This window comes from Chitinilyticum aquatile DSM 21506 (genome assembly GCF_000430805.1).
Taxonomy (GTDB): Bacteria; Pseudomonadota; Gammaproteobacteria; order Burkholderiales; family Chitinibacteraceae; genus Chitinilyticum; species Chitinilyticum aquatile.
In genome coordinates, this window is sequence record NZ_KE387259.1 from 170,191 (window position 1) to 195,476 (window position 25,286).

A 25,286-nucleotide genomic window follows, 5' to 3' on the forward strand; every position below is an offset into this window, starting at 1 on the left:
ACCGGGATCAGCCGTGAGCGCCCCTTCAGTCATGCCTATCACACCGGGGCCGCCGGGCTTGGTTCGGCATGAAGTGCGCGCGCTCGTCCAGCCAGTGCCCGGTTTTAGGGTGCAATGCCCAAGCCTACATCCTCACCAATCTCTACCAGGGGCACACAGCCAATCTGACCGTAGTGGCACAGGAACTGGTTAGCCTTGTCGGGCATTTTCGCCTGAACTAAATACATTGCAATGTATATGGCTGCAACCCTTCACATGAAATGGATGCAGCCACATACCAAAAACCCATCCTGATTATGTCTCTGCTTCAGAATCGTCATTCCCGCGTACGCGGGAATCCAGATGACAGTATGAAATCAGGCTTTGCTCTGGATGCCCGCCTTCGCGGGCATGACGAAAAAAGAGTATCTGAAAGAGAGACATAATCAGGAAACCCATACCCTTTTCGTCTGACTGCAAATTCATTTCTGCGCGACTAGGCTGCATGACGCCATTGCACAAGACTCCCCAGCCGAGGCTATGCCGCTGCAGCCGCATAAAACAGCATCCGGCCGCCGGTGTCGGTCTTTGTCAACACGGTGACAGAAAGGCACAAAACCGACCGCCGGATTGCCGTAATATCGCAGCATCATTCCTGACCTGCTGCCGCCATGTCCCTGCGCCATCACCTACTCCGGCTTACCCCTATCCGCTACCTGCTGCGCCTGCCCACTGTCCGCCTGGTGATGATCCTGCTGGCGGGTGCGCTGCTGCCGGTGATCGCGCTCACCGTGCTGTGGCTGCGGCAGCTGCCCGAACTCTCGCTATGGCATACGCATGTCCCACCCGGAGAATTTACCGCGCAGCGTCAGGATATCCGCACACTGGCCGATTACCGCAAGCTCGAGGATGCCTTGCTTGCCGACGTGGCCAGCCAGGTCGTCGCGCGCACACCCGCTGACGAGCAGCGCCTGATCAACCGCTACTCGCCGCGCTCGCTGGCCAACCCGCTGGATTACGCACAGAACTGGAACCGCACCTTCGAGCTGCCGGGCGACGCCGCCAAACCGGCGGTACTGCTGCTGCACGGCCTGTCCGATTCGCCCTACAGCCTGCGCACACTGGCGCAGGCACTCAACCGTCAGGGCTACCACGTGGTCGGCTTGCGCCTGCCGGGGCACGGCACCGTACCGGCGGCGCTCACGCAATTTGCCTGGCAGGACGCGGCAGCGGCAGTGCGGCTGGCAATGCGCGATCTGGCCGCACGCCGGCAGCCAGTCCACCTCGTCGGCTATTCGACCGGTGCGACTCTCGCGCTGGAATACCAGCTGGCCAGGCTGCGCGGCGAGGCCTTGCCGCCACTGGCGAGCATGACGCTGATTTCACCCGCCGTTGGCGTCACGCCTGCTGCCGGCTATGCCAGCTTCGTCAAGCTGCTGGCACCGATCAGCGGCATCGGCGCTGCGGCGTGGAGCGACATCGTGCCGGAGTTCGACCCCTACAAGTACAACTCCTTTCCCTTCAATGCCGCCGTCCAGATCGACCGACTCACCAGCGCGGTCAAGGCCGGCATCCGCCAGCAGGCGCCACTGCAGGACTGGCCACCGACCAGCGTCTTCATTTCAGCTGTCGACAACACGGTCGTTCCGCAAGCGGCCGTGACCGACTTCATGAGTCAGCTGGCCTCGCCGGGGCATCAGCTCATGCTGTTCGACCGCAACCGCTACATCGAAATGAGCCCGGTACTGCGCGACGATCCTGGCCAGTGGGCGCTCGCACTGGCCGACCAGAGCACGACACGGCCCTACCGTCTGCTCTTGCTGAGCAATCGCCGCGACACCAGCAGCCAGGAGCTGCTGATCGAGGACTATCCGGCCGGCAGCCTCGTGCATGAAGACCGGCTCAGCGATTACGTCTGGCCCGAAGGTGTCTTCGCGCTTGCCCATGTATCGCTTCCCTTCCCGCCCGACGATCCGCTGCTGGGGGTGGAAGGCGCAGCCAAAACCACGCCACTGAACCTCAGCCGCCGCCTGGTGGGCGAGCGCGGCGTGCTTGCCATTGGCGCGGGCGATCTGCTTCGCCTGCGCTACAACCCCTTCTACACGCTGGTGGAAAACGAAACGCTGTCATTCATCGCGCAGCATTCTGCAACGGGAGCCAAAACCCGGACCGGGCAGCAGACCCCAACACAGACGCAGCCGCTCAAGTAATCACTGACCGGAGAGTCATCGTCATGCAGTGAAGCCGCGCACAACGGCCTTCTGCTCGCCGGCGCGCACTGGACGCAATCTGCTAGGATTGCGCCACATTACTTTCACACAGAGAAATAATCATGAAGGGGATAACCAGTGCAATTCTGATTACGGCGCTCAGCACAGCACTCAGCGGTTGCGACCGTCTGCAGCAAGCCAGCAGCAGCGCGGCCAGTGCGGTCACGCAAGCCGGACAGGCCGTGCAGAAGCAAACCCGGGTCAATCCGGCCGACAAGATGAACGGCTATCTTTCTGTCATCGAACTCGCCGGCAGCATCAGCACCGGCGACGCCAATGGCAATCAGCAAAATCATTTCCTGACCCATACACTGAGCCGTCTCGAGCAAAGCAATGACACGATTGCCGAGATGAGCAACGCACAGGGTGAACCGATCCGCAGCAAGGTTTTCAGCATGCCCAACAATGGCATCAGCGTCAGCCTGAAAGTCATGAGCCCGATCAGCAGCGATAGCGTGAGCAACTATGCGGAAGCCATCAAAACACTACGCGCCATGCAGCCGGCCTACCCCAAGGCGGACGAAATTGCCGGCCAGCTGCCAGCGGCCCTGCAGGCAGCGGCGCAGGCGCATAACAAACTGGTCGACTACTACAAGAGCGAAGCCTACAAGCTCGATGATCTGGCTAAGGCCAAGACACTGCACCGCGATTTCCTCAGTGCCTACGCGGCACTGGCGGCCCTGAACGCAAAGCTGTCGGCCGAGCGCGAAATTGTTTATGAGCAGATGCACCAGCAAGAACTGGCCGAGCTCAGAAGCAGCGGGCAAAAAGCACTGCTGAGCGTATTCGAAACACACGACGCCGCCACCGCACTGGTCGAGCAGATGATTGATCTTCACAACAAGGGGCAGCTGGCCCGCCATCCCCGCGAGCAGTTGAGCCAGCAAATCGACCGGCTTGAGCAGTTCGCCGCGCAGACAGAAGCCATGGCCAACGATCCGGCCCAGCTGAAAACCGAAGACCTGAAACAGTACGAACTGGAAAATCTGGCACGCGAAACCCGCATGCTGATCGTGCAGGCACGCCTGCTGGAACGCTCACTGGGCAAGTCCGGACAGGCGTTGCAATATCTTGAGCGTATGGACCAGATTCGCGGCACGATCATCAATCACTACAACCAGATCGTTTCCTGATGAACCGGCAGCACACGCTGCCTGCTGCCATATGGCACAGCAGCCAGGCAATCCTGCTGCTGGCTGCGCATCTGATCCTGCTGGGACTGGTCGCACCGCAACTGCCCTTCTTGCTGATGGCCGCGTTCTGGCCCGATGCTCTGCCACACATCGCGACGGGCTGCCGTGCGGCGCTGGGCAGCCTGCTGGTATTGCTGTTGCTAGGCTGGCACTACCGTACACGGCGCAGCGCAATCTCCAACTCCAGGCCTGAATGGTGGCCGTTCGCGGACCGGTTGATGCAGGCTCTGGCAATCATCCTGACCCTGATCCTGCTGGGGGCATGGCTACTGGGTACGCGGGAATGGTTTACCCGCCCCGACGCCCGCAGCAGCCTGCCCTTCCCCCTGCTGATCCAGATTGCCTGTCTGGCCGGGCTGGCCGCACTCTGGCCACAAACCGGTGCAGTCCGCCTGCGCCAGCTAGCCCTGCTGATTGCGGTTCTGAGCCTGCTGTTTGCCACATTCAGCCAGCAGTTTGGCTGGCACCTGGACTACGAAAGCTGGATCAGGCACGGCATGCCCTGATCGCTCAGGCCACTTCTGGATTGCGCCGGCAGCGCATACAGAAACAGAGCGCGAACCGATGCAGATTGCTTCAAAGCTCAAAGACTGGCATGACTGCGGCAGGTTTCGCACAGCAAAGCAAAGCGGCTGGCGCGACGGCCGCCACCGGGCCAATGGCTCCAGACATAGCGCCGGGCGGGCGCGCTCCTCCCCTGAAAGAGGATGAATGCCGCAGGCAGGGGAGTCTGCACATAGCTTTCCTCGGGAATATCGCGCGGCTGGCGACCGATTTCGTGCGTGCGCCGTTCGGCCCAACCCATCACGGCAACGGTTTCCAGTTCGACCGACTCGATCTGCTGCCAGCGCAAGCTGCCATGCCGCAGACTGCGGATGCCGGCAGCGCTGACCACGACACGATCCAGATAGGCAATCGCCAGACCGGCCGCGTACAGCAGGCAAATCACGCCAAACAGAAACAGCCACACAGCATCACGCAACTGCAGTGCAGCGGGCACCGCCGTCATCAGGCCCACGAGCAGCAGCCAGAAAAACAGCCCGCCCTGTTCCTGCATCGGATAAAACACCGCGCCCTTGCGCCAGACGTGCGCTGGATAAACCGGCGCACTTGCGGCGGCGGGCAGATAGTGCAGCAATCGGCCCAGTTCGGTGCGGAAGTGAACGCCGGGATCGCTGTCATCACCCCATCCCGTACGGTCGGGAAAACTCAGCATGCGCAGTGTCGGCTTGCCGGGCGCATCAAGGTAGAGCACGGCCTGAATGGCATCGGCCAGATTGCGGGTCTGGGCATGGCCGAATCCCGCCATCATCTGCAACTCGACCCGCAGCGTCAGCGCATCCCAGCACCATGACTCGCCACTTTCCAGCCGCAAGCCTGTGTGATCGAAGCGCAACGCCAGCTCGGGTGGCGAATGCCGATAGCCATAAATGCCGACCAGCAGCCACGCCAGGGGGATCAGCAGCAGTACAGCCGCGCCCTGCAGGCTCAACAGCGATCCACCGCCAAGCAGATACGAGCCGCCATCAATCATCACGAAGATCAGCGCAGGCAAAAACAGCACCAGCCCCACAATCAGCACCAGTACCGAGTACTGATCCAGCAACTGCTGCAGTGGCGTCATGCACTGCACACTGAGCCGCCCTTCCCTGTGCCCGCCAGGCAAATCGCTTCCCTGCGCCTGTTTTCTCCTGCTCTTGCTCATGCCTTATTTCCTGAATCAGGCCTGCCAAAACGCCGCAGCGCATCCTCGCACAGCGCACTCAGATCGGCCGCGCGCCGGCTGCCAATCAGCAGCTCAGGCCACGACCAGCGCAGCGGCGCGCGACTGGCATCATGAAAGTGCAGCAGCACGCTGTACTGATCAGCCCCCTGCGAAAGATCGGTCACCTCCGCATCCACCGCGCGGATGTCCTGCCAGCTCACCCGGCCATACACGCGACTGCTAAAGCCCGCCTCGTCAAAATCGACCGTGTCGTTTTGCTGCACGATCATCACCCCCACGCCCGCAAGCATGCACAGCATCAGTAACGATACAGCCAGCCAGTCGGGAACCGCAGGCCCCAGCGCCTGCAGAACAAACATCCCCGCAAAACACAGCAGCAAGCTCAGGACGAAGGCCGCCAAAGAACGCCTGCCCGCCCCCTCCGGTGCTCGCTCGGCGATCGGGTGCCAGCGCGCACCGCGCTCCCACGGTAGCCAGCTTTGCCAGCGGCGCCAGCCCCCTGCCTGCACGCCGCCCGGCAGGGGCCAGTCAAACTGGCGGCTGGCAAACGCACCGGCCGGCAGCAGTCGCTGCAGGGCCGCCAAGTGCGCCAGCAGATCCGGATTGCTGTTCCGATCCAGGCGGAACTGCCGCTCGGGCTCGCCGGGGAGCCGCAGCCAGAGCCGCGCCTGCCGCACCGTTGCCGCACGACGGGTCGGAGCACCAACAGCATTGGTCAAACGCCAGCGTAGCCGGACATCACCCCAGGGTATCGGGCTGCAATCGCCCAATTGAAGGGCTGTGGACGTATACACCAGCGGGGTATCTTCAATGCGGGGCGCCAGCCAGAACAGCAACCCGGCACCAGCCGTGCCGCCGCCCAGCCACAGCCACCACGGCCGCCCGAAAGAAGGCAGCACCCGGTCACCAAGCAGCCACAGCATTACCCCATTGAGCGCAATCAGCACGAACACCAGCAAGGCTGTGCCCAGCAGCTTTTCCAGCCGCTCGCTGGCGGGAGTGACGGGCTGCAGCTGCAGGGTGCCGGCCACAAGAGCGGGTTGCGGGGGCTTGGTGCGCTTTTTGGCGGGCATGCGCTTCCGTACAGGATCGTGATTCGGGCTGTCGATTATGCCATTAGCGGTGCGCTTGTTTTTGCTGCCACCAGCCCCATGTAATCAAGATCACCCAAGCTGCCGAGTTACCCGCCATGAGCACTGCCAACCCGCTTCTCGATTTTTCCGGCCTGCCGCGCTACGCCGAGGTCAAACCCGAACACGTCAACCCGGCACTGGACGAGCTGCTGGCCGCTGCGGAAACCGCCGTCAAACACAGCGAATCCGTCGTCGATTCCGGCGATATCCGCTGGGACACCTTTGTCGCCCCCGGCCACGACGCCATGGAACAGCTCGGCCGCGCCTGGGGCGTGGTCGCGCATCTGGAATCAGTGGTTTCCAGCCCGGAGCTGCGCGAGGTCTACAACGCCAACATTCCGCGCATTTCCAACTTCTACACCGAGCTGGGCCAGAACGAAAAGCTCTACGCCGGCTACAAGGCGCTCTTGGCCAGCGGTGAATTTGCCGGTTATTCGCAGGCTCGCAAGACCATCGTCGAACACGCGGTGCGCGACTTCAAACTCTCCGGTGCCGAGCTGCCGGACGCGCAAAAGCAGCGCTATGCCGAGATCGCCGAAAAGCTGGCCGAGCTGACCACCCGCTTTGCGCAGAACGTGATGGATGCTACCGACGACTATGCGCTGTATATCGATGAAGCCAGCGAACTTGATGGCGTACCGGCCGATACCCTGGCAGGTTTCAAGGCAGCCGCCGAGACTGAGGGCAAGAGCGGTTTCAAGATCACGCTGAAGATGCCGTCCTACCTGCCCATCCAGCAATTCGCCAGCAGCCGCGACCTGCGCGAAAAGCTCTACCAGGCCTATGTGACGCGTGCGTCCGAATTCGGCCCGGCCGAGCGCGACAACACGCCGCTGATTCATGAAATCCACCAGCTGCGCCAGGAAGCCGCGCAGCTGCTCGGTTTTGCCACCTTCGGTGAAGAATCGCTGGCGACCAAGATGGCCGATACGCCATCTGAAGTGCTGGGTTTCCTGCGCGACCTGGCGGTACGCGCCAAGCCCTATATGCTGGAAGACCGCGCCGAGATGGAAGCCTGGGCCAAAGAGAAATTGGGCTACGACCAGCTGCAGCCCTGGGACTCGGCCTTTATCGCCGAACAGATCCGCGAAGCGAAATACGCGTTTTCCGAGCAGGAAGTGAAGCAGTATTTCACCGAGCCCACGGTACTGGCTGGTTTCTTCCAGCTGGTCGAGCAGCTCTACAGCATCCGTTTCGTGCAGGAAGACGCACCGGTCTGGCATCCGGACGTGCGCTACTACCGGCTGGAAAACCTTGATGGCAGTCCAGTCGGCGGCATCTACATGGACCTCTACGCGCGCGAAGGCAAGAAAGGCGGCGCGTGGATGAACGACGTGCGCGGCCGCCACAAATTCGACGACGGCCGCGTGCAAACGCCAATCGCGCTGATCGTCTGCAATTTCGCCAAGGGCATCGACGGCAAGCCTGCGCTGTTCCCGCATGACGACGTGATCACCCTGTTCCACGAAATGGGCCACGCGCTGCACCACCTGCTGACCGAAGTCGACGAACTCAGCGTGTCCGGCATCAACGGCGTCGAGTGGGACGCTGTCGAGCTGCCCAGCCAGTTCATGGAAAACTTCTGCTGGGAATGGCAGGTGCTACCACAGCTCACGCACCACATCGACAGCGGCGCATCCCTGCCGCGTCCACTGTTCGACAAGATGCTGGCCGCCAAGAACTTCCAGTCCGGCAGCTTCATGCAGCGCCAGCTGTACTTCTCGATCTTCGACATGGAGCTGCACCAGCGCCTGCCCGCGCAGAACGTGGTCGAACTCGCGCGCGAAATCCAGCTGGAGCTCGGCATCCCGCTACCACCGGACTACAACCGCTTCCCGCAATCGTTCAGCCACATTTTCGCCGGCGGCTACGCGGCGGGCTACTTCAGCTACAAGTGGGCCGAAGTACTCAGTGCCGATGCCTATGCGGCCTTCGAGGAAGCCGCCGCAGCCGGCGAGCCGATTGTGAACCCGAAGGTCGGTGCGAAGCTGCGCAGCGAAATTCTGGCGCGTGGCGGCGAGCGTGACGCGCTCGCCAACTTCGTAGCCTTCCGTGGCCGCAAACCGCAGATCGATGCGCTGCTGCGCCACACGGGGCTGGCGAAGTAGTCCGAGACTTATGCAACGAAAACAGGCAGCCAACGCTGCCTGTTTTCATTTCCAGGCTCAAGCCTTAGAGTAGTTGGACACCCGAGCAAGGAGATGCGCATGACGACTACACAGCTCTGGCTGCAGTCCAGCATGTTTACCATCGAGCCCGATGAAGACCAGCAGACCAATCCCGGCTGTTATGGTCGACAACTTGCGCACTGGCTAGCGGGGCAATTGCAGCAGAGCTGGCCAGCGGCAGAGGTCATTGCGGAAGACTGGGGCTGGTGTATCGTGGTTCAGCGCCAGCCGTTTCTGCTATGGGTCGGCTGCAGCAATGTTCTTGATATTAACGAGGCAGGAGGCTCCGGCACTCCATCAAAACAGGACCAGATCGTCTGGTCCTGTTTTGTCGAAGCGGAAATCCCCCTGCTGCGGAAGTTATGGCGCAAACCGGATACGCAGCCTGCGGTGAAAAGCCTGTTTGGGCAAATCCGGCAGATCATTGCGGCTGAGCCTCTACACCGACTGTGCGAATCGCCATGAAGCAGCTTGTTCGACGGCACAGCATCCGCCTGAGGGCGCGGCTCATCGGGATTTGTCAGTAAAACTGGATACAGGAACAGGCCATGGGGCTGGATGCCGTTGAATTGCTCTGCGCTGTCGAAGACGAGTTCGGCATCGTGATTGCTGACGATGTCGCAAGCAGCATCACCACGCCACGCCAGCTGGCCGATGCCGTGGCCGCTCAGCTGACCACGGCGAACACTCAGCCTCCAGCTTGCATCAATCAGGCGCAATTCTACCGTTTGCGCTCCTGGCTGCAGGCCGAGTACGGCATCGCCCGCCGCAGCATCACACCAGACACCGCCATCCGCTCGGTGCTGCCGCCATCGCTGCGACAGCACTGGCGGCAACTCAAAACCGCCATCGGCCGGCACGACATGCCGAATTTGCGCTGCACCAATCTGGTTCGGCTGCTGCTCGTCGCAGGCTGGCTGGGCGGCATCGCCTTATTGAGCTGGTTTGGATTGAGTCCAGGCATCAGCATCCTGATTGCCCTTGTTCCGGGAGGATGGTGTATCGCTTGGCTCTCAACCAAACTCGCCAGTGCGCTTCCCAATGGCATCACAAAATTACGCGACCTGCTGCCCCATTTGGCACACGCTCAACCCTGGCAACGAAGCGACGACGAAATCCTGCAGCGCGTCATCCAGCTCACCAGTGTGCAGCTCGGCATTCCGCTTGCCAACATTCATCCGGATTCGCATTTTGTGAAAGATCTGGGGCTTAGCTGAGAAAGTTACCCCCGCCAGATACATGTCGCGCCTTGGCGGCAACGGTCAAGTGCCCCCCTGCCTTTTCCAGTGCGCGGCGTAGCCGCCTGTGACCTAGCTCACACAGGGTAGCGGTATACCACTGCGCACAAAACCAACAAATCTTGTCAGCATTTACCAACCAAGGTATAAGCTGCAGCCTTGCCCGTACCCAGCTACGCCAGTGGCGCCTTTCTGCACGACTGCCAAGGTTCGTTCATGCGATCAGTCCTCATCACCTCCTTCTGCACCCTCACCATCCTGCCCGGCCTGGCTCAGACCGAAGAAGCCGCCGGCATCACGCCGCGCATGTTCATGGCCGAGGCCATCGAGCGGGCGATTGGCCCCGACAAGGACGCGGTTACGCAGGAAGAAGACGCGCAGGGGCAACCGGTCATTCTGGTCAACCGCAAAAGCATGCCCTATCAGATCACGCTGCGCGGCTGCAAGGCGCAGCAATATTGCAAGCAGGCGGAATTTACCGCCCGCTGGCCAGCCAGCAAAGCGGTAACGCTGAACGTGGTCAACGAACACAACCTGCTCAAGGGCCGCTATGGCCGCATGCAGCTGGACAAGCAGCAACGCCCGGTGCTGCAGGCCTACTTCCCGCTCTACACCATGATGGGGCCGGACGACATCAGCACACTGGTCTGGCACTGGAATAACGAGCTGAAGGATGCCAACTGGGTGGTGACAACCATCCAGCCCAAAGAGTAAGCCGCACCATGATCGAGCACATCCGCCACCCACTGCCTTTTCTGCGCATCTATCCGCCCGACGAGCAGGTCTTTGCCGAGCCAGTGGCGCGACAACGCCAGCATCTGATGCCGCTCGTCTCGGTCGATCTTTCGGCGGTCAATCCAGGCTGGCAAGGCTGGCTGCACGTAGTCAATCCGTATGAACCTCTGGATGGCCAGGTGGGTGATCAGACTGGCGAGTATCACGGCGGTTACGTGCAGAACAACTGGCTGGCATTTCGCGTTGATGACGCGCAGCGCTATCACTGGCTGGGTGACTGGCGCTATTTCCTGCTGGAGTGCGATTTGAGCACCGGCGATACCGGGCAGGCGAGCTTGCGCAATTTCCAGCAGCAACTGGCCCACCACTACGCCAAAACCGAGCGGGGCTACCAAGACCGCAAAGCCAAATATCTGGCCAAGGGCTGTCTGCCCTGCCCGTGGTCGGACGAGCCCTTCCCGCTCGTCGAGCAACTGGGCGGCACGGCGGCCTACGACAACTGGTGCTGCATGGGCCGGCGCGAAGCAGTCCCGGTGAATATCGACGACCGTGATGATGTGTATCCGATGACACCGGACGGTGAACGCTTCCAGTTCGTCTGCAGCGTCGATGCCAGCCATTACGGTGACTACGGGACGCTGATTCTGCTCTTCTATCACCCGGGCCTGCGCATTGCGCTGCAAACGTTCAACTGGTCATAAACCGGAGGCTGAGCTTGGATAATCTCTTGTGGGGCAATTTTCCGGATCTCGCAATTTTTCGCCAGCGCGAAAAACTGCACGGCTACTCGCTGGAAGACATGCGCCCCAGCCTGAGTCAGGGCTTGCCCTATCCGCCGGATTTCGCCAGCCGCTTTCCCCGGTTGGCCGAATTGCTGGATCGGGCGCGCGTAACGGATTTTGTGCTGGATGACCTGCACAAAGAGATCAGGCTACTGGCATGGACAACGCACAGCGGGGCCTGGGTATGCTGGACGTGCTGCCCGCCACAGGATATTGCGCTTCTCGAGACAGGTCAGCTCCATCCCGAACAGCAACTGCTGCTAGAGGTAGTCGGTGGAATCTGTTTGTGCCCTGGCATCATCAACGCGGGCGAGCTCGACTCCAGCCCGGCAGACAATTTCGCACTGAATCAGGATTTCGTCTTTTTTGCGTCGGACACCCCGCTCGACACGCTGCTCTGGGTTGAAGATTATGACTACGCCCATGCAACGCAAGATCCACAAAGCAATGACGGTGAACGCGTGCACAACTACACCAGCTTTGACGATGGCAGCTGGCTGGTATTGGCTCACGCGGCCGATGGCAGCGAAGTGCTCTGCCACCGCGAAACAGGACAATTACTGGTCTTCGCGGGCAGCCACTGCAATCCGCGTCTGAAGCCTCACCCTGTATATCGCTGGACAGGCAGCTACGGTGGCCAACAGACGGACTACCTGCTGCAAATCGAAGGAGTTGCCGGTTGGCACGACTGGGTCGAAATGCTGGCAAGCCAATGGCTTACGCACACCCAGCCAAGTGCTTAACCCAAATCGCCGTCCTGACATGGCAATGTCCCAAACTCTGTGCGTGGCTGAATTTGCTGCAATTCGTCACGGCCAATCCCCACGACAAGAGACCACTGCGGCAAAACATACATCCTCTCTGATACCAATATACACAACACCCCATACCATCACAGCCAATGATCACAGAGCTTTGCCCGCCAATACCCATGCAAGCACTCCTTGAACCTGTCGCACTATCCAGCAGCCGCTTTCCCTGCCCCAGCTACCGCCTAAGCGGCCTCGTGGATAACGACAGTTTGATGGCCATCTACGGCGAGATGTCGGCGGCACACCCGCACAGCCGCTTTCTCTTCACGCTGGACGATCTGGGCCAGGCCCTCTACACCTCGATGCACTGCCGATCGTCACTGGATCTGGATAATGCGCACGGGCTGGATCTGTCCGTCCTGCCAGCCAGCTGTTTTGATGACGGCGAGTATTACGGCGCCATGATGCACCCGGCTGAATTTTTCATCCGCGAGCGCAATTGCCGCCAGCTGATGGCATCGGCCCGGCTGGAAGACGCCTTTGCCTGTGGCCTGAGCCTGAACGATGACGACCGCTGCCTGCTGGGTGCCGCCTGCGCCGATTTGGGCACCGTACTGGATGATGTCTGCTATCTGCTGCAAGTGCCCGTAGCGCGTGCCTGCGATACGCTGTTTGCCTTTCCGAACGGCTACTTCGCCTGCGATCTGGGCCCGGCAGCTCTCTACGCCTTGGCGCGACATCTGGAAGACGAATTCGGCTACCGGCTCTGCGGCCTCGGCGCCGCGCTGGTGGCCTTCCTGCCAGACCGCAGGCTGGATGCAAACGCACTGGCCAGCCTGTGCGACGTGCTGGCTCAGCTCTATGGCGACGATGCGCTGCGCTACTGGTTCGCCCCGCACATCGACGGGAGGCAACTGCTGGTGCTGAAATATACGGACGGATAAAGCGTGCACGGCCAGAAATGGCCAGCACCAGTCAAAAACAACTGCCTTGCCAATACACAGAAGCGGCCGCTTCACAGGAACTGAAATCATGACCTCACTGCATCGCACTGCACTTTGTCTGCTTGCCACCCTGTTGCTGGCCGCTACGGCGCAGGCCGCCCCCGGTGATGCCGAGGTGGAAAAAGGTATCCATGCCTATTTCAAGGAAGAAAACACGGCCAAGGCCTTCAAGTATTTCCAGGCGGGAGTGGCCAAGGGCAATGCGCTGGCAATGGCCCATCTCGGCCAGATGTACGAGCACGGCGAAACCGGCAAGGTGGACATGAACAAGGCGCTGGGCCTGTATCTGGATGCGGCGGAAAGGCAGGAGTCACAAGGCTTCATGCAACTGGCCCACTTCTTCAATGAAGGCCGGCCGCCCATCAAAAAGAACTGGGCCGTCGCCTGGGCGCTGGTCAATACCGTCCCCTTGCGTGAAGATTATTCGACCAGCCTGCGCGATGCGCTGGAATGGCAAGCCAGCGACGAAGAGAAGAATGCCGGCAAGGCGCTGATTGCCCGCATCCGACAGGAAGGCGTCCGCCCGGCCCTGCGCCCCTATCTGCCGGCCAGCGTGAAGTAAACCAGCTACCCCGACAGATAATTATTTAATGTATTACTACACAGCCCTTGCGACGAAATGGCTTCAGACTCATACCTATCACCCTATCAAACCTGCACAAGGAAACGCCATGCGTAAAATGACCTCCGCCGTTCTGGCAATGACTGCGCTGCTGGCTCTTGCCGCCTGCAGCAACCCTGCCAAACCGCCACTGCCGGGCAGTGACCGCGATAAGCATGGCTGCATCGGTTCGGCTGGCTATAGCTGGTGCGAGCACGAAGGAAAATGCGTGCGGCCCTGGGAGCTGGCCAGCGAGAAAGGTCTCGCCAGCGAGGCCGTCGACGCCTACTGCCGGCAGCCGCGCGCTGATGCCAAGTAGCCTTGCCATTTGAAGGTTGAAGCCGCAGGAACCCGCATGTCTGGTCAGGCTGCCGGCGGCACATCCTTCTGCCCCAGCAGCACCGCCAGCTGCAGCAGCATTCCTGCCGTTGCGCCCCACACGGTGCGCCCGTCGCACTCGATAAAGAGGCTCATCCCCGCCTTGCCATTGCGCTCGACGCGCCGCCACTCATAGCGTGACGTATCCAGCAGCGCCAGCAGCGGCAACTCGAACACCTCGGCCACTTCATCAGGGCAGGCCTCGGCGCGATACGCCGTGTCGAGCAGCGCCAGCACCGGCGTGACATGGAACTGCGTGATCGTGATGTAGCCGGGCAGCAGCCCCAGCGGGCGCACCAGAGCAGAATCAAGGGCGATTTCTTCCCGCGCCTCGCGCAGGGCCGTCGTGACGAGATCGGCATCATCCGCATCGACGGCACCACCGGGAAAGGCGATCTGGCCGGGATGCTTGGGCAGATGCTCGGCCCGGCGCGTCAGCAGCAGCATGGGTTCGCTGCGCGGCACAACAGCCACCAGCACCGCTGCCTGGCGGGTGGCGTGGCGCAGCTGCCAGTCGCCGCGCACCTCGCGCGGACCATGCTGCAGGCCATGGGCAAACCAGCTTTCCAGCATGCTGGCATTCATTGCGGCAGAAGGCATCACCGGTCTATCAATCCTGCGATGGAGAATAATTCCCCAGTCTAGCGCAGCACGGCGAAAAACCGCAGGGCAGGCTGAATCGATTTGGCGCTTGCCTGCCGCACCGCCCTTCACGATAATCCCCGCTGGATGCAGGAGAGCGCGGTACATCAGGCCGCCACCGAAGGCGCAACACACCCGGAATCGCTCAGGTAAACGGACTGCATTCAGCACCAACACTCTGGAGAGTGGCGCGTCCTGCATGCACAGTGGCGCACCCGCCGAAGGGGCTAACGGCAGCGATGCCGGAAAATCTCAGGCCGTGAGACAGGGGGGTGAGGACATGGACGCGACAAGTCCATGCAATGCACAACCACCCCTGGATGACTCATGAGCACTCAAACTACTCCGCTCAACGCCACCCACCGCGAATCCGGCGCCAAGATGGTCGATTTCGCCGGCTGGGACATGCCGATCCATTACGGCTCGCAGCTGAAAGAACACGAAACCGTCCGCGCGGATGCCGGCATGTTCGACGTGTCGCACATGACCGTGATCGACGTGGCCGGCGAAGACGCCACGGCCTACCTGCAAAAACTGATCGCCAACGACGTGGCGCGCCTGGGCTTTGACGGCAAGGCGCTCTATTCCGGCATGCTCAACGAGGCTGGCGGCGTGATTGATGATCTGATCGTGTATCGCGTCGACGGCTTCGCGGGCTACCGCGTAGTGGTCAATGCGGCCACCCGCGACAAGGATCTGGCCTGGATGCAGCAGGTGGCCAGCAGCTTCAAGGTCGAACTGCAGGAACGCGCGGAACTCGCCATGATCGCCGTGCAGGGCCCCAACGCCATCGCCAAGGCCTGCAAGGTGATTCACGAAGAATGGGAAAGCACCGTCAAGGCGCTCAAACCTTTCCAGGGTATTGCCCTGCAAGGCGGCTGGTTCATTGCCCGCACCGGCTACACGGGCGAAGACGGCCTGGAAATCATGCTGCCGGCCGATGAAGCCGCGCTGTTCTGGAAGGCACTGGCCCACGCCGGCATCGCCCCGATTGGGCTGGCCGCGCGCGACACCCTGCGCCTGGAAGCCGGCATGAACCTGTACGGCCACGACATGGACGAAAGCATTTCGCCGCTGTCGGCCGGCATGGGCTGGACCATCGCCTGGGAACCGGTGGAGCGTGACTTCATCGGCCGCAAGGCGCTGGAAGCACAGAAAGCCGCCGGCGTGGCGCAGGTTCAGGTCGGCCTCGTGTTCGAGGGCAAGGGCGTGCTGCGCGAAGGCATGCGCGTCGTGACCGAGAACGGCGACGGCGTGATCACCAGCGGCACATTTTCTCCTACCCTGAAGCAGTCCATCGCCATTGCCCGCATTCCGGCGGGCAGCAGCGGCCAGGTGTCGGTCGATGTGCGCGGCAAGCTGGAGCCGGCGCGCATCGTCAAGATGCCCTTCGTGCGTAACGGCAAGGCCGTCTTTGCCTGATACAGATGACCTGACGCAGTTAACGTCTGCATGGGTATCACCATGCAGGCCAGCAAGACCAATACCTACAAAGCAATACCATTCAACCTATCTGAGGAAAGATCATGAGCAAGGCACCTGCTGAACTGAAATACGTTGAAACCCACGAATGGCTGCGTCTGGAAGCCGATGGCTCCGTCACCATCGGCATTACCGACCACGCACAGGAGCTGCTGGGTGATGTCGTTTACGTTGAGCTGCCGGCAGTGGGCAGCGTACTGGCCAAGGATGCACAGGCCGGCGTGGTCGAGTCGGTCAAGGCCGCCAGCGACGTGTACGCACCGATCGCCGGTGAAGTCGTGGCGATCAACGACGAACTGGTCGGCGCGCCGGAAACCGTCAATGCCGATCCGTATGGCGCGGCTTGGTTCTTCCGCATCAAGCCGGCCGATGCCTCGGTGCTCGACGGCCTGATGAGCGCCGACGACTACCTCGGCCAGATCGGCGCCTGATCATCGCCTGACTGCGCACCGTCAGCACCCGCAGACACACAAGGTATTGCCTTGCAGCCATTCAATAACAAAGGCCGCAGGGCAATACCCATACGATAACCACTGCGCGGTGCGGTGCGCGCCTGCCTCACGGATACAGAGATACACGCATGAGCACGCTTACCCAACTGGAAGGCCACGACGCCTTCATTCATCGCCACCTTGGCGTCTCCGCCGCGGAAGAAGCCGCGATGTGCGCGACGCTGAAGGTCGCCAGCCGCGCCGAGCTGGTCGCCCAAACCGTCCCCGCGCAGATTCGTCTGAATGCCCCGCTGGCGATTGGCGCACCGATGCGCGAAGAAGACGCGCTGGCCAAAATCCGCGGCTATGCCAGCCAGAACATCATCAAGAAGTCGCTGATCGGCCTGGGCTATTACGGCACCCACCTGCCGACCGTCATCCTGCGCAATGTGCTGGAAAACCCGGGCTGGTACACCGCCTACACACCGTATCAGGCCGAAATCGCGCAAGGCCGCCTGGAAGCCCTGCTGAACTACCAGCAGATGATCATCGACCTGACCGGTCTGGAGCTCGCCAACGCCTCGCTGCTGGATGAAGCCACCGCCGCCGCCGAGGCGATGGCGATGGCGCGCCGCATTTCCAAAGCCGCCAGCAATGCCTTCTACGTTGACGAAGGCGTGTTCCCGCAGACGCTGGACGTGCTGAAAACCCGCGCGGAAGGCTTCGGCTTCACGCTGATCACCGGCCCCGCAATGGATGCCGCCAAACACGACGTGTTCGGCGCACTGTTCCAGACGCCGAATGCCAGCGGCGAACTGACCGACTTCACCGCGCTGATCGGCGAGCTGAAGGCCAAGGGCGTGGTCACTGCCATCGCCTGCGACCTGCTGGCGCTGGTACTGGCCAAGGCGCCGGGCGAAATGGGCGCGGACATTGCCTTCGGCTCCGCCCAGCGTTTCGGCGTGCCGATGGGCTTTGGCGGCCCGCACGCAGCGTTTTTCGCCACCCGTGACGAGCACAAGCGCTCGGTTCCCGGTCGCATTATCGGCGTATCAGTGGACGCACGCGGCAAGACCGCACTGCGCATGGCGCTGCAAACCCGCGAGCAGCACATCCGCCGCGAAAAGGCCAACTCCAACATCTGCACCTCGCAGGTGCTGCTGGCCAATATCGCCGGCTTCTACGCCACCTATCACGGTCCGGAAGGCCTCAAGCGCATCGCCAGCCGCGTGCACCGCAGCACCCAGATTTTCAAGGCCGCGCTGGTACAGCACGGTGTATCTGTCCAGAACGCGCAGTTCTTCGACACCCTGACCATTGCCAGCAGCGACGCGGGCAGCATCGCCGCCCGTGCACTGGCAGCAGGTTTCAATGTGCGCGTTGCCGCCAACGCCATCAGCATGTCGTTCGACGAAACCACTACCCGCGCCGATCTGGCCGCCCTGCTGGCCGCCTTCGTGCCGGGCGCGACGCTCGACGTCGACGCCGTTGATGCGCAAGTCGCCTCTGCCAGCGAATTCGGCCCGGCGCGCTCTTCCGCCATCCTGACGCACCCGGTGTTCAACCGCTATCACACCGAACACGAAATGCTGCGCTATCTGAAGCGTCTGGAAAACAAGGATCTGGCGCTGACGCACTCGATGATTCCGCTGGGCAGCTGCACCATGAAGCTCAACGCCACCAGCGAAATGATTCCGGTGACCTGGCCGGAATTCGGCAACATCCACCCGTTCGCCCCGGCGGATCAAACCCGTGGCTACGAGCTGCTCTTGAATGAGCTGACCGAGATGCTGAAAGCGGTTACTGGTTTTGCCGCGATCTGCATGCAGCCGAACTCCGGCGCGCAGGGCGAATACGCCGGTCTGGTGGCGATTCAGCGCTACCACGCCAGCCGTGGCGAAGGTCATCGGAAAATCTGCCTGATTCCGAAATCCGCGCACGGCACCAACCCGGCCACCGCGCAGATGTTGGGCCTGTCGGTGATCGTGGTGAACTGCGACGACAACGGCAATGTGGATGTCGAAGACCTGAAGGCCAAGATCGCGCAGCACGCCGCAAATCTCAGCTGCCTGATGATCACCTACCCGTCCACCCACGGCGTGTTCGAGGAGGCGATCAAGGACATCTGCGCCCTGGTGCACGCCGCGGGTGGCCAGGTGTACATGGATGGCGCGAACCTCAATGCGCAGGTTGGCCTGACCAGCCCGGCAACCATTGGTGCCGATGTCAGCCACATGAACCTGCACAAGACCTTCTGCATTCCGCACGGTGGCGGCGGTCCCGGCATGGGCCCGATCGGCCTGGCCGCGCATCTGGCACCGTTTGCGCCGAATCATTCTGTCAATGTGGTTTCCGGCCCGAATGTCGGCCAGAGTGCCGTATCCGCCGCGCCGTACGGCTCGGCGTCGATTCTGCCGATTTCGTGGATGTATATCGCCATGATGGGCGGCAGCGGTCTCACCGCTGCAACCGAAGTCGCCCTATTGAACGCCAATTATGTGGCCACAAGGCTTTCCGGGCATTACCCGGTACTGTATACCGGCAGCCAGGGCCGCGTGGCGCACGAGTGCATCATCGACATCCGCCCGATCAAGGCGGCGTGTGGCATCACGGAAGTCGACATCGCCAAGCGCCTGATGGACTACGGTTTCCACGCGCCGACGATGAGCTTCCCGGTGGCCGGCACCATCATGATCGAGCCGACCGAGTCGGAATCGAAGAGTGAACTCGATCGCCTGATCGACGCGCTGATCGCCATTCGCGGCGAAATCGCGCAGGTGGAAAGCGGCGCACTGCCGGCGGACAACAACCCGCTGAAAAACGCCCCGCACACGCAAGCCGACGTGATTGGTGAGTGGGATCGCCCGTATAGCCGCGAAGCCGCCGTGTTCCCGCTGGCGTGGGTGGCAGCCGCCAAGTACTGGCCGAGTGTGAACCGCATCGACGACGTGTACGGCGATCGCAATCTGTTCTGCGCCTGCGTCCCAATGGACGAGTATCAGGCCTGACATGGTTAGCAAACCCCTGCCGGCGGCATTGCACAGGGGTTTGTCATCCACGCCCAATAACATCCGGAGCTGCGGCCTGCTTGCCGCACCCTGAAAAGGAACAAACCATGAGCCAAACCCTGGTTCTTACCGTGCTGGGCGACGACCGCCCGGGTCTGGTCGGCGAACTCGCTTCTGTCATTGCCGCGCATGATGGCAACTGGCTGGAATCGTCGTTCTCGCAACTGGCCGGCAAGTTCGCCGGCATCGTCCGTGTCGATGTTGCTGACTCCAAGGCAGCCGGCCTGCAGGCCGCGCTGCTGGCGCTGAGCAATCTGCACATCGTCTGCGAAGTGGCCGGCAGCAGCGCGGTGCAGTACACCCGCGCGCTGTCACTGAGCCTGGTCGGCCACGACCGCATCGGCATCGTGAAGGAAGTCAGCCAGGTGCTGGCGCGCCACGCGGTGAATGTGGTCAGCCTCTCGACGCACACCGACAGCGCTCCGATGTCCTCGGAGCTGATGTTCCACGCCGACATCGCGCTGGAAGCGGGCTCCGCGCTCGATACGCGTGCGCTCAAGGCCGATCTGGAGCAGTTGTCGGACGACCTGATGGTCGACGTGCAGCTGGGCGAGCTGCTGTAAGCGGTGTTACTCCGAAAGAACAACCGGTCTGCAGGGCCGGTTGTTCTTTATAAAACTACAGGGTATACGTGCGCAGCCCTTTTAATAAAATGGCTACCGCGCAATACCTGATCACGTTTTCTTCGGCAGCCGCAGCTCGCTCTTGTGTGCAACCAGCCGCAGTGCAAGGCCGCCGGCAAACAGCAGCCAGTTCACGCCATCCCCGGCCCAGCCGACCTGAAACAGCCCATAGAGCACCAGGGCCACCAGAATTGCCACTGTGCCGTAGAAATCCTCGTGCAGGATGAAGGGTACATCGTTGCAGAGCATGTCGCGCACCAGCCCGCCACCCACCGCCGTCACAAAACCCAGAAAGGCCACCGCAAAGGCATTCAACCCCAGCGCCAGCCCGAGCTGCGCACCGGCAATCGAAAACGCCACCAGGCCGATCGAATCGGCAACGATGAAGACGCGCTGCAGCATGCGGCTGTCCATGCGCTCAAGTTTCATAAGCCAGGCCAGCGCCAGCGTGGCAAAGATGGTGTACAGCGGCGAGGAATCGAGAAAGATGCGCGGCAGGCTATTGACCAGCACATCGCGGATCATCCCCCCGCCGATGGCGGTGAGAAGCGCCAGAATGCACACGCCCAGCAGGTCGAAGCGCTTTTTCGCGCCGATCAGATAGCCGGTGATGGTGAACGAGACGGTACCGATAAAGTACAGCCAGTCGAATTCAAATGGAGCATCCGGAAGCAGCAGCATGGCGTAGGCAGGTTAGGCTCTGTTGAGGTTTGATTGATTTTTACGCGATGGGCTATTTTGCCCCAGTGCAAGGCATTTGCCACGCCGCAGTACGCGTACTGTCAGTGGCAAATAACGCCGCAATGGGGCAAAAGAGTCCATGCCCGCAGGGCAGCCTCGCCATTCTTGCCGGATGCTTTGTCGCCAATGCTCGAAAATGCTCGCATTCCCTTGTGCTTGGCTTCGCGCCCCGACAAGTTGGCGGGGCTGCGTAAAAACCAATCAAATCTCAGCAGAGCCTAATGGCAAGTCCGCCATTTTACCTGCGGGGGCTCCACTGCGGCAGCATTCAACCCGGATAATCCATTGGGACACGGGATGATGGCGAAGCGGCCGCCAGCGCCCGTGTAGGCTCGAAGAGCCGCCCAATGGATTATTCGGGTTCAGTCCAGTGCGGCAAGAAGGGCTTGTGCGAGATCAGACAGCCGGGTGAGATCGGCGTCGATGCTTTCCATCGGCAGGCCTTCGCGGGCGGCCACTTCGATGCTGCGTGCCAGCGCAGCCAGCTGGGCGGCTCCCAGCTGGGCGGAGGCACCCTTGAGCTTGTGCGCATGATGCACCAGCGTATGCGGGTCGCTGGCGGCGCGCGCCTGCGCAAGACCATCGAGGCAATCACGCACGGTGGGCTTGAACAACGCGAGCAACTCGTCACGCATATCCAGACCGACCTGCTCGAGCAGCGAGGTAAACATGGCGTCGATCGAAGCGAGTTCTGCGGGAATATCCGGGCTCGTCATGGGGTTCGTATCCTCGTTGGCGAGCGCGTGGCTCGTTGTGCCGGAATTCGCCGGCATTCGCATGCTTGCAACCCAGTTTAGCAAGACTTTCTGCAGGTCCGCCTGCGTGACCGGTTTGGCCAGAAAATCGTCCATGCCGGCCTGCCGGCAACGCTCGACATCGGACTGGAAGGCATTGGCGGTCAGCGCAATGATCGGTACACCGGACTGCGGCAAGCCGGAGGCGCGGATCGCACCGGTGGCCTGATAACCATCCATGACCGGCATCTGGCAATCCATCAGCACCAGATCATAGTTGTGGCATTCCACCGCAGCAACCGCTTCGCGGCCATCCGCCGCCACATCGACCCGGCAGCCGAGCTTCTCCAGCATGATGGCGGCCAGCTTCTGGTTGACCGGATTATCGTCCACCAGCAGGACATAGGGCTTGAATGCGGCCAGCTGTTCGGCCTGCCGGTGCTGGGTAATCAGCGGGTGCGCGATTTCGCCACGTTCGTGCAGACGCAGTGATTCGGCAATCACGTACTGCAACTGGCTTTGTCGCAGAGGTTTGTTCAGGTAGCCGGCGAATCCTGCAGCGGCAGCCTGCTGCCCGCCGCCGGGCAGGCTGCTGGAACCAAGCAGGATCATCGGCAGGCCATCACCAAATCGGGCGCGTACCGTACGGGCAAAGTCGATGCCATCCCTGTCGGGCATCTGCAGGTCGACCAGCGCCAGATCGAAGGCTGCACTCTCTTCCTGCAGACGCGCCAGCGCGGCATCGGCGGAGGCAAAGAGCTCGCAGCTCATCCCGAGCACGGCGAGCTGCTGCTGCAGAAGCAGCCGGTTGGCCGGCACATCATCGAGCACCAGCGCATGCCTGCCACCCAGATCGACCTCCGCCGGCGCGTCAGCCACAACCTCGCCGGGCTGCAATGTGACTTCAAACCAGAACTGCGAGCCGACGCCGGGACGGCTTGCCACACCGATGCTTCCGCCCATGGCCTCGACGAGCTTCTTGCAGATCGACAAACCCAACCCTGTTCCGCCAAAACGGCGGGTAGTCGATGCATCGGCTTGTGTGAATGGCGCAAACAGCGAACGGATCGTTGCTTCCGTCATGCCGATCCCGGTATCGCTGACCTCGATGCGCAGGCGAACCTGGCCGGCAGCCCCCGGCAATACCCGCACTCGCGTCACTACTTCGCCCTCTTCGGTGAACTTGATTGCGTTGTTCTGCAGATTCAACAGGATCTGGCGCAGCCGCCCCGGATCGCCCTTCACCATGCGCGGCACTTGCGGATCGATCAGGCAGGCCAGCGCCAGCCCCTTGCCTGCAGCTTTCTCGGACAGGATGTTGAGCGTGTCCTCACAGGTATTGCGCAAATCGAAATCAATGGCTTCCAGCTCGAGCTTGCCGGCCTCGATCTTGGAAAAATCGAGCAGATCGCTGATCAGTGTGAGCAGTGCATCGCCCGCAGTCTGGATGGAGCCGACATAATCGAGCTGGACGTCATCAAGATCGGTGTCGCGCAGCAGCATGGAAAATCCGAGCACCGCATTGAGCGGTGTGCGGATTTCATGGCTCATATTGGCCAGAAAATCCGTTTTGGCCTGACTGGCCTGCTCGGCATTCTGTCGCGCCTGCTGCAGGGCAAGTTCAACCGCCCGCTGCTGCGTGATGTCGGTTGCTATGCCGACAAAGCCGGCCAGCTGCTGACTCTCGTCATGTACGGCGGTAACAACCAGGCGCACGGTCAGCCTTGAGCCATCCTTGCGGATATAGGTCCAGTCGTTGCTGTCCGACTGCCCCTCCTGCGCACGGCAGACAAACACGTCAAAGCCGGAAATGTCACGCCCCAGCTCAAGCGAAAGCAGCTGACCACGCGCCTTTACTTCCGCCGGATCATGCAGAACGGCGGGCGTTAGCTGCCCCACCATTTCCGCCGCACTGTAACCTAGCATCAGCTCCGCGCCACGGCTGAATACACGGATCAAGCCATTGGTGTCCGTAGCAATGATCGAAAAGGCAGTCGCCGAATCCAGCACGCCGCGCAGCTGTGCCTGACTGGCCTGCAATTGCTCGAGCAGCGCCAGGCGCTCGGCTTCATGCTGTTTTACTGCGGACAGATCACGAGCCACCGCAACAAAGAAGCGCTCGCCTTCCAGATCGAAACGGTTGAGAACAATTTCCACCGGAAAGGTCTGCCCATCGGCGCGGCAGCCCTCCAGAGCACGGCCACGCCCCATGATGTGGCGGTTTTGCTCGGAAGAATCCTGCATCTGGATCTGGTGTGCGGCCCGCTGCGGGACGGGCATCAGCACGCCGACATTGCTGCCGATGGCTTCTTGCTGCGACAGGCCGAACATTTCTTCTGCGGCCCGGTTGAAGGTCACGATCCGCCCCTGCCGGTCACTGGTGATGATCGCATCCGAAGTATTGTCGAGCACGGCTCCCAGCTGCATGCCACGTTCACGAGCAGCCACGCTCATCTCTTCGGCCAGCCTGAGCGCCTGCTGGCGGGTACGCCCCAGCACCAGCACCAGCGAGCAGGAGGCCGCCGTCATCAGCAAGCTGCCCAGCAGGAAAATCTGTGGCAGGGGGTTGGCCATGCTGCGCTCGAATGCGCGATTGCCACTGATGGCCAGGGTCAGGCGCTGCCCGCCTGCTTCGAATACTTCGACACGGTGGAAACGGCGGGAGTCGAACACCTGGCGCCCCTGCGAGCGGATGTGATCGTCATGGTCATACAAGGGGAGGCCGTCCTTGCCGGGAAGACCAGACCACAGCTCGAAATCGAAATGATCGCCGGCAAGCTTCCCGACATTCTCGACTAATCCGGACACGGTAACCGGCGCATACGCCCACCCCAGCAGCGCGGCTTCGCGCTCGGTATCGGTGCCAAGCGCCATCCCCGACTGGTAACACGGCAGCAGGAAAAGAAAGCCGGTATTGTTCGGCCCGCCTTGCTGCAGGGTAATCGGGGCGGTCATTCCCAGCTCGCCTGCATGCATCGAATAATCTGCGGCCGCACGCCGATGGGCTTCGGAGGCGATGTTCAGGCCGTGAGCGGGCCGATTGGCGTCCAGTGGCTCGATGCGTTCGATCACGAACAGATGACCGGAATACGGTGCCAGATTGTGGATGGCAAAACCCGGATCGCTCTTGCGCTGCTGGCGCACATAGGCATCCAGCCCTGCCTCCTCCACGTGCCGAATGAATCCGAAACCCAGGGCGCCGGGATAATTACGCCCGAGTTCCTGCGCTTCGACATAGCGCCGGAACTGCACGGAATCAATATTCCCCTGCTGAACCTGCAGCAGGCCACGCACACCGCGCAGACCATACTCATAATTGCGGATGCGCTGCTGCAGAGCCTGCGCCAGCGGATTGGAGAGTTGGGTAAAACGCTGCTGCGCCTCGCGCTCGTCGGCCTGACTGGTGAAATACCAGAGCAACACACTTGCCAGCACGCCCAGAATGGCGAAAATCAGAGCAATCAGGCGGCTTTGCTGCAGCAGACGCTGGATGAACGGCATCAGGGATCGGCTCATGGCGGAAAACTGCTTCACTATAGCCTGTATCCCCCGCTACCACCCGCCCCGCTCCGGCCCGAAAGGCGCGGCAACTCGACAATAAGCCTT

21 protein-coding genes and 1 riboswitch are annotated in these 25,286 nt (G+C 61.6%); of the genes, 16 read left to right on the plus strand and 5 right to left on the minus strand.

Annotated features, from left to right (window positions below):
- The first annotated feature begins 650 nt into the window (after positions 1-650).
- The 3 genes from H559_RS20540 (at position 651) to H559_RS0114045 (ending at position 3,948) form a co-directional block, all read left to right on the plus strand.
- Complete coding sequence (locus H559_RS20540; RefSeq protein ID WP_051279509.1) at positions 651-2,189, plus strand: alpha/beta hydrolase; 1,539 nt, start codon at positions 651-653, stop codon at positions 2,187-2,189.
- Between the two features lie 122 nt (positions 2,190-2,311).
- Complete coding sequence (locus H559_RS0114040; protein WP_028453190.1) at positions 2,312-3,382, plus strand: DUF3829 domain-containing protein; 1,071 nt, start codon at positions 2,312-2,314, stop codon at positions 3,380-3,382.
- Positions 3,382-3,948 carry a hypothetical protein gene (locus tag H559_RS0114045; protein ID WP_028453191.1) on the plus strand — a complete coding sequence of 189 codons (567 nt, stop codon included), beginning with the start codon at positions 3,382-3,384 and terminating at the stop codon, positions 3,946-3,948. The genes H559_RS0114040 and H559_RS0114045 overlap by 1 nt, the downstream gene beginning before the upstream one ends.
- Positions 3,949-4,025: 77 nt before the next feature.
- Here H559_RS0114045 and H559_RS0114050 read toward each other — a convergent pair whose 3' ends face one another.
- Together H559_RS0114050 and H559_RS0114055 are read right to left on the minus strand one after the other, a co-directional pair.
- Entirely contained in the window at positions 4,026-5,147 is a 1,122-nt protein-coding gene (locus H559_RS0114050; RefSeq protein WP_155845441.1) for a hypothetical protein, read from the minus strand.
- Positions 5,144-6,241 carry a hypothetical protein gene (locus H559_RS0114055; RefSeq protein WP_028453193.1) on the minus strand — a complete coding sequence of 366 codons (1,098 nt, stop codon included), beginning with the start codon at positions 6,239-6,241 and terminating at the stop codon, positions 5,144-5,146. Before H559_RS0114055 ends, H559_RS0114050 begins: the two co-directional genes overlap by 4 nt.
- A 116-nt stretch (positions 6,242-6,357) precedes the next feature.
- On the opposite strand from H559_RS0114055, the gene H559_RS0114060 reads away from it, so the two are divergent.
- From H559_RS0114060 to H559_RS0114100, 9 genes are all read left to right on the plus strand, one after another.
- On the plus strand, positions 6,358-8,409 hold the full coding sequence (locus tag H559_RS0114060) for a M3 family metallopeptidase (RefSeq protein WP_028453194.1): 2,052 nt from the start codon (positions 6,358-6,360) through the stop codon (positions 8,407-8,409).
- A 99-nt stretch (positions 8,410-8,508) separates the two neighbouring features.
- Positions 8,509-8,934 carry a hypothetical protein gene (locus H559_RS20545; protein ID WP_051279511.1) on the plus strand — a complete coding sequence of 142 codons (426 nt, stop codon included), beginning with the start codon at positions 8,509-8,511 and terminating at the stop codon, positions 8,932-8,934.
- 83 nt (positions 8,935-9,017) lie between these two features.
- Positions 9,018-9,686 (plus strand): hypothetical protein, encoded by a 669-nt coding sequence (locus H559_RS21895; protein ID WP_028453195.1) that lies wholly within the window; start codon positions 9,018-9,020, stop codon positions 9,684-9,686.
- Positions 9,687-9,923: 237 nt separating this feature from the next.
- Positions 9,924-10,421, plus strand: coding sequence for a type III secretion system chaperone family protein (locus H559_RS0114075; RefSeq protein ID WP_155845442.1), 498 nt, complete (start codon positions 9,924-9,926; stop codon positions 10,419-10,421).
- Positions 10,422-10,429: 8 nt separating this feature from the next.
- Complete coding sequence (locus H559_RS0114080) at positions 10,430-11,143, plus strand: hypothetical protein (protein ID WP_028453197.1); 714 nt, start codon at positions 10,430-10,432, stop codon at positions 11,141-11,143.
- Positions 11,144-11,157: 14 nt separating this feature from the next.
- Positions 11,158-11,967: a hypothetical protein gene (locus H559_RS0114085; RefSeq protein ID WP_034641454.1), complete on the plus strand. Its 810-nt coding sequence runs from the start codon at positions 11,158-11,160 to the stop codon at positions 11,965-11,967.
- A gap of 188 nt (positions 11,968-12,155) precedes the next feature.
- Positions 12,156-12,920, plus strand: a complete 765-nt coding sequence (locus H559_RS0114090; protein ID WP_034641456.1) for a hypothetical protein — start codon at positions 12,156-12,158, stop codon at positions 12,918-12,920.
- 88 nt (positions 12,921-13,008) lie between these two features.
- A complete protein-coding gene (locus tag H559_RS0114095; RefSeq protein WP_028453200.1) occupies positions 13,009-13,542 on the plus strand; it encodes an SEL1-like repeat protein in 534 nt (177 codons plus the stop codon).
- A 109-nt stretch (positions 13,543-13,651) separates the two neighbouring features.
- Positions 13,652-13,900, plus strand: coding sequence for a hypothetical protein (locus tag H559_RS0114100; protein ID WP_211230951.1), 249 nt, complete (start codon positions 13,652-13,654; stop codon positions 13,898-13,900).
- Positions 13,901-13,944: 44 nt separating this feature from the next.
- Here H559_RS0114100 and H559_RS20555 read toward each other — a convergent pair whose 3' ends face one another.
- Positions 13,945-14,559, minus strand: coding sequence for a CoA pyrophosphatase (locus H559_RS20555; protein WP_245579385.1), 615 nt, complete (start codon positions 14,557-14,559; stop codon positions 13,945-13,947).
- A 122-nt stretch (positions 14,560-14,681) separates the two neighbouring features.
- Positions 14,682-14,772, plus strand: a riboswitch (glycine riboswitch).
- Positions 14,773-14,928: 156 nt separating this feature from the next.
- On the opposite strand from H559_RS20555, the gene gcvT reads away from it, so the two are divergent.
- The 4 genes from gcvT to H559_RS0114125 all read left to right on the plus strand — a co-directional run bounded on the left by gcvT (position 14,929) and on the right by H559_RS0114125 (position 20,145).
- Positions 14,929-16,023: a glycine cleavage system aminomethyltransferase GcvT gene (gene gcvT / locus H559_RS0114110; protein ID WP_028453202.1), complete on the plus strand. Its 1,095-nt coding sequence runs from the start codon at positions 14,929-14,931 to the stop codon at positions 16,021-16,023.
- Between the two features lie 104 nt (positions 16,024-16,127).
- Positions 16,128-16,514 (plus strand): glycine cleavage system protein GcvH, encoded by a 387-nt coding sequence (gene gcvH, locus H559_RS0114115; protein WP_028453203.1) that lies wholly within the window; start codon positions 16,128-16,130, stop codon positions 16,512-16,514.
- Positions 16,515-16,663: 149 nt separating this feature from the next.
- Positions 16,664-19,522 carry an aminomethyl-transferring glycine dehydrogenase gene (gene gcvP, locus H559_RS0114120; protein WP_034641458.1) on the plus strand — a complete coding sequence of 953 codons (2,859 nt, stop codon included), beginning with the start codon at positions 16,664-16,666 and terminating at the stop codon, positions 19,520-19,522.
- A 107-nt stretch (positions 19,523-19,629) separates the two neighbouring features.
- Positions 19,630-20,145: a glycine cleavage system transcriptional repressor gene (locus H559_RS0114125; protein WP_028453205.1), complete on the plus strand. Its 516-nt coding sequence runs from the start codon at positions 19,630-19,632 to the stop codon at positions 20,143-20,145.
- 111 nt (positions 20,146-20,256) lie between these two features.
- Here H559_RS0114125 and H559_RS0114130 read toward each other — a convergent pair whose 3' ends face one another.
- Positions 20,257-20,886 carry a trimeric intracellular cation channel family protein gene (locus H559_RS0114130; RefSeq protein ID WP_034641460.1) on the minus strand — a complete coding sequence of 210 codons (630 nt, stop codon included), beginning with the start codon at positions 20,884-20,886 and terminating at the stop codon, positions 20,257-20,259.
- Positions 20,887-21,308: 422 nt separating this feature from the next.
- On the minus strand, positions 21,309-25,196 hold the full coding sequence (locus H559_RS0114135; RefSeq protein WP_081413076.1) for a response regulator: 3,888 nt from the start codon (positions 25,194-25,196) through the stop codon (positions 21,309-21,311).
- Positions 25,197-25,286 lie beyond the last annotated feature (90 nt).

Coding starts and splice junctions, on each gene's coding strand:
- H559_RS0114045 (WP_028453191.1), top strand. CDS start 3,382: ATGAACCGGCAGCACACGCTGCCTGCTGCCATATGGCACAGCAGCCAG.
- H559_RS0114080 (WP_028453197.1), top strand. CDS start 10,430: ATGATCGAGCACATCCGCCACCCACTGCCTTTTCTGCGCATCTATCCG.
- H559_RS0114075 (WP_155845442.1), top strand. CDS start 9,924: ATGCGATCAGTCCTCATCACCTCCTTCTGCACCCTCACCATCCTGCCC.
- gcvP (WP_034641458.1), top strand. CDS start 16,664: ATGAGCACGCTTACCCAACTGGAAGGCCACGACGCCTTCATTCATCGC.
- H559_RS0114060 (WP_028453194.1), top strand. CDS start 6,358: ATGAGCACTGCCAACCCGCTTCTCGATTTTTCCGGCCTGCCGCGCTAC.
- H559_RS0114055 (WP_028453193.1), bottom strand. CDS start 6,241: ATGCCCGCCAAAAAGCGCACCAAGCCCCCGCAACCCGCTCTTGTGGCC.
- H559_RS21895 (WP_028453195.1), top strand. CDS start 9,018: ATGGGGCTGGATGCCGTTGAATTGCTCTGCGCTGTCGAAGACGAGTTC.
- H559_RS0114040 (WP_028453190.1), top strand. CDS start 2,312: ATGAAGGGGATAACCAGTGCAATTCTGATTACGGCGCTCAGCACAGCA.
- H559_RS0114090 (WP_034641456.1), top strand. CDS start 12,156: ATGCAAGCACTCCTTGAACCTGTCGCACTATCCAGCAGCCGCTTTCCC.
- H559_RS0114135 (WP_081413076.1), bottom strand. CDS start 25,196: ATGAGCCGATCCCTGATGCCGTTCATCCAGCGTCTGCTGCAGCAAAGC.
- gcvT (WP_028453202.1), top strand. CDS start 14,929: ATGAGCACTCAAACTACTCCGCTCAACGCCACCCACCGCGAATCCGGC.
- H559_RS0114050 (WP_155845441.1), bottom strand. CDS start 5,147: ATGAGCAAGAGCAGGAGAAAACAGGCGCAGGGAAGCGATTTGCCTGGC.
- H559_RS0114125 (WP_028453205.1), top strand. CDS start 19,630: ATGAGCCAAACCCTGGTTCTTACCGTGCTGGGCGACGACCGCCCGGGT.
- H559_RS0114095 (WP_028453200.1), top strand. CDS start 13,009: ATGACCTCACTGCATCGCACTGCACTTTGTCTGCTTGCCACCCTGTTG.
- H559_RS0114100 (WP_211230951.1), top strand. CDS start 13,652: ATGCGTAAAATGACCTCCGCCGTTCTGGCAATGACTGCGCTGCTGGCT.
- H559_RS0114130 (WP_034641460.1), bottom strand. CDS start 20,886: ATGCTGCTGCTTCCGGATGCTCCATTTGAATTCGACTGGCTGTACTTT.
- H559_RS20545 (WP_051279511.1), top strand. CDS start 8,509: ATGACGACTACACAGCTCTGGCTGCAGTCCAGCATGTTTACCATCGAG.
- H559_RS20555 (WP_245579385.1), bottom strand. CDS start 14,559: ATGCCTTCTGCCGCAATGAATGCCAGCATGCTGGAAAGCTGGTTTGCC.
- gcvH (WP_028453203.1), top strand. CDS start 16,128: ATGAGCAAGGCACCTGCTGAACTGAAATACGTTGAAACCCACGAATGG.
- H559_RS20540 (WP_051279509.1), top strand. CDS start 651: ATGTCCCTGCGCCATCACCTACTCCGGCTTACCCCTATCCGCTACCTG.